General features: G+C 34.1%; 2 protein-coding genes. Both read right to left on the bottom strand.

The features are described from left to right. On the bottom strand, positions 1 to 858 hold an 858-nt coding region (locus ACFIJQ_RS08735; RefSeq protein WP_375629942.1), incomplete at its 3' end, for an MFS transporter. A gap of 1,273 nt (positions 859 to 2,131) precedes the next feature. Then, the gene (gene tgt / locus ACFIJQ_RS08730) at positions 2,132 to 3,250 is read right to left on the bottom strand and encodes a tRNA guanosine(34) transglycosylase Tgt (RefSeq protein ID WP_375619866.1); all 1,119 of its coding nucleotides are present in this window, start codon (positions 3,248 to 3,250) and stop codon (positions 2,132 to 2,134) included. Positions 3,251 to 3,981: the final 731 nt, after the last annotated feature.

Raw genomic sequence — 3,981 nt, 5'->3', positions numbered from 1 at the left:
TATCATCGGCGAAATACCAATTTTAACAGCTAATTTAGGTCCCAAGAGATTTCCTACCACCATTCCCAATCCAACTAACGGCATGATAAATGGTACCCACTCAAGTGAAACACCAGAAATATGCATTAATGTTGACTTGATATAAGTAAAAACAGAAAATAATCCTGACGCTCCCACCGAAACCATCAACAAAAGAAGCCATACCTGCTTTTGCTTTAATGCACCCATTTCGTGCAAAGGATTCGTTTTTGGAAAACTTAAATCACAAGGTAAAAAATTCCAAATAAGCAAACAACATAATAAAGCAATCATACCCACAAGGACAAAAGCAATCTGCCAACCAATAAGTTGACCAATCCAAGTAGCACTGGGTGCTCCCAAAACGGTTGCAATTGTTAAGCCAAGCATAACATATCCAACAGCTTTAGAACGTTCTTTCATTTCTACCATTGAAGAGGCAACCATAGCCGCAAGTCCAAAATAGATTCCATGGGGAAGTCCACTGAGAAAGCGTAATACTACTAATATGCTAAAATCAGAAACAAAGGCACTAGCAATATTTGCTAAAGCATAAAAAAGCATCAATCCTATCAAAACAGTTTTGCGTGATACCTGAGCTGTTGCCACAGCTAAAAGAGGTGCTCCAATCACAACTCCTAATGCATAAGCAGAAATATATTGACCAGCGGTAGGAATATCAACATATGAACTTCGTGCCATCTCTGGCAGTAGCCCCATTGCAACAAACTCTGCAGTACCAATAGCAAAACTCCCCACGGCAAGAGCTAAAATTATTAAACGCCGTATTCTCGAATCAATTTCCAATGCAAGAACCTTTTGTTTATAAGAATCCCTCATATCATCACTTCTGGATAGGAGTTTTAACTGTAGATATCTGTAATACACACAAACAAAAATTCAAAACATTGTTATACGCATGCTCAATAGTCCCCAATAAAGTTTTAGAAATATTTTGATATATAAAGCATTTTATGAAGATTTAGGTAAGATTCTTTAATGGAAAATCTTTGAAACCCTCAAGGTTATAAACGTATTCACCTATTTTTATCATATCTGCCAAACAATAAACTTTGTCTTCTATTTCCAGCAGTTCCAATTTTACAGTGAAACCTTTATTTGCAACGATATACCATACCCTATAAATAATTCTAAAATTTGTCGAATAATGCACTTCAAACAAGTGAACCACATCTCATCATTATCTTGATACAAAGATAAAACTTCTCCCAAAATTATTGTTGCATTGTTTTTGTTATCTAAATGCAGATCATCCAAATTGATAAGCTATAATTTCAACTTTACGCCATTCTTATAAATTATTATAGAATCTTTTAAAATTCTCATGATAATAGTGCTTGGTTTCTAGATTTATTAAATATCCTCTTTTAGGCATCTTTAACCCCTCCCTCCTCTAACAGAGGAATCGCATCAGATATCTAACTCATTATCTTTAAATTAAAATATTCAATTAAATATATTATGCTTATTTTCAGATAAATTATATAAACAGAGCAGAAAACAAATATAATAATTTTTATCTCAATATATTCATCGATATTTTATAAATGTGCTAATTGTCGTGATTAATATTTAAATTTTTTATGACTTAAAATATATAACTATATTATAAATAATAATTATTATTAAGATATAAAAATAATAAAAACTTAAAATATATAATTATAATATTTAAAATGTTGTAATCTTATTTTAGTTTTCTTTTAATTTTCTAAAAATTTATCTATTCGATTGTATATAACCTATTCTTTACCTTTAGTAATAAAAAACACAAATTAGCTCATAAAAATACAATTTTCATACTTCTTTAAGAGTTCGCTAACGCCTCATTAACATTGTTGCTTTAAACAGTCATCAGAAACAGAAATAAACTGTTTTTCTCCGGATCAGGTAGCGCGTACCGGAGTAACAGTTTCTGTTTTATATAGTAATTAGAAAAAGAATATATGCCCTATAAAACCGCACTTCTATATCTTAGGATAGTGGAATTTATAATTTTGGAAGGTGTTTCTAATTTCATATTTTTAGCTAAATTTGTAAGTGAAAGAATAAATTCAATAAAAAAATGGAACGCTATATTACGATTAATATTTTAGCGTCCTTGTGCCCATAGAGCACGCGTTTCAGCGCAAAAATCAGCATAACAGCCTTCTTCAATGGCATCACGAATTCCCTGCATCAGTTGTTGATAATAAAAAAGATTATTCCAAGTCAACAACATACCCCCAAGAGATTCACCAGATTTGATCAAATGATGCAAATAAGCACAACTATAATCATGTGCTGCTGGACAAAGTGACTGCGGATCAAGAGGATGTGGATCTTCTGCATAACGCGCATTACGCAAATTAATTCTACCAAAGCGGGTAAAAGCTAAACCATGACGTCCTGCACGCGTCGGCATAACACAATCAAACATATCAACACCACGAGCAACACTTTGTAAAATATCATCAGGTGTCCCTACCCCCATAAGATAGCGTGGTTTATCCTCTGGTAAAATCGGACAAGTAGTATCCAATACTGCTGTCATAACACTCTGCGGCTCACCAACAGCAAGCCCTCCAATAGCGTAACCTTTTAAATCCATTTCTTTTAATGCTTGAGCAGAACGTTCACGCAGTTTCATATTATCACCACCTTGAACAATCCCAAACAATGCTTTATTGGGCTGATCTCCAAAAGCTGTTTTACAACGCTGCGCCCACCGCAATGAAAGTTCCATAGCTTCTTCCATTTCTTTTTCAGTTGCAGGTAATGCAATACATTGATCCAACTGCATCTGGATATCCGCACCAAGAAGTTCTTGAATTTCGATAGAACGCTCTGGACTCATTTCATAGTAAGCTCCATTAATGTAAGAGCGAAAAATCACACCTTGTTCAGTAATTTTACGGATTCCCGCCAATGACATAACCTGAAAGCCACCAGAATCGGTTAAAATAGGTCCGCTCCAGCGTGAAAATTCATGTAATCCTCCCAAACGCGCAACACGTTCAGCTCCTGGGCGTAACATTAAATGATAAGTATTCCCTAAAATGATATCTGCACCAAGATCACGTATCTGATCCATATACATAGCCTTAACGGTTCCCGCCGTTCCAACAGGCATAAATGCGGGTGTACGAACACATCCTCGCCCCGTTATAATTTCGCCTCGACGTGCATACCCATCTTGAGCAATTTTTCTATAATGAAATGTCTTTATCATAACTCTCGTCTTTTTGATTCCATCAATGCATATCTCTATAGAAAGAAAAAAGATATCCCCTTACGAGCATTGTCATAAGCTTTATGAATTAATTTTTGATTCGCTCAATATTGTAACCAGCATAAAAAATTAAACGAGATAAAAGAACATTTCTTGTTAAGAAATCACCATAATAAAAGTGATAATCTAGCTCCAGAAAAATAGTAAAATCCTTATAATATCATACCTCAAAATACCTACGCTTAACGCACTAAAGCCTTAATAGAACTACAAAATTATTATCACAATAATCTCATCTTCACATACTTCCATAAGCAATAACTTTGTACGCATAGAAGAAAATTCTGAACGCATTGCACAGTCTACAATATTGTTTACTTTTACAGATAAAAATTTTTCATCTGCTGAGCACGGCGATCCCCACGCTTAATAAAAGCGCAAATGAGCATAATCATTTATCCCCTTACAATATTGAGATAGCTCTTGGCACTTGAGATAATTCACAAAAGAAATTAACGTGTAAAAACACTTAAAAAAACTAAAAATGCTTTTTGTAAAGATTCTCAAATATCAAAAGCTCTATCGTAACATTAGAGGCTGAAAAAGCGTATGATGGTCCCCTCTTGCTCCTTCACAAGCTTTAAAGATGGTGGTGCATAATAGATTTATACTATTTATAGCTTTAAAACTATACACGCCACGAACGTCATTATGGAAGTGAATGTTGATAT

The organism is Bartonella sp. TT67HLJMS, from assembly GCF_042193375.1.
GTDB lineage: Bacteria > Pseudomonadota > Alphaproteobacteria > Rhizobiales > Rhizobiaceae > Bartonella > Bartonella grahamii.
Note: the sequence above shows the minus strand (reverse complement) of the source record. Positions and strands in the feature narration are given on the sequence as shown.

Excerpts from the sequence above, each read along its gene's own strand:
- tgt (WP_375619866.1), bottom strand. The coding sequence starts at position 3,250 with ATGATAAAGACATTTCATTATAGAAAAATTGCTCAAGATGGGTATGCA.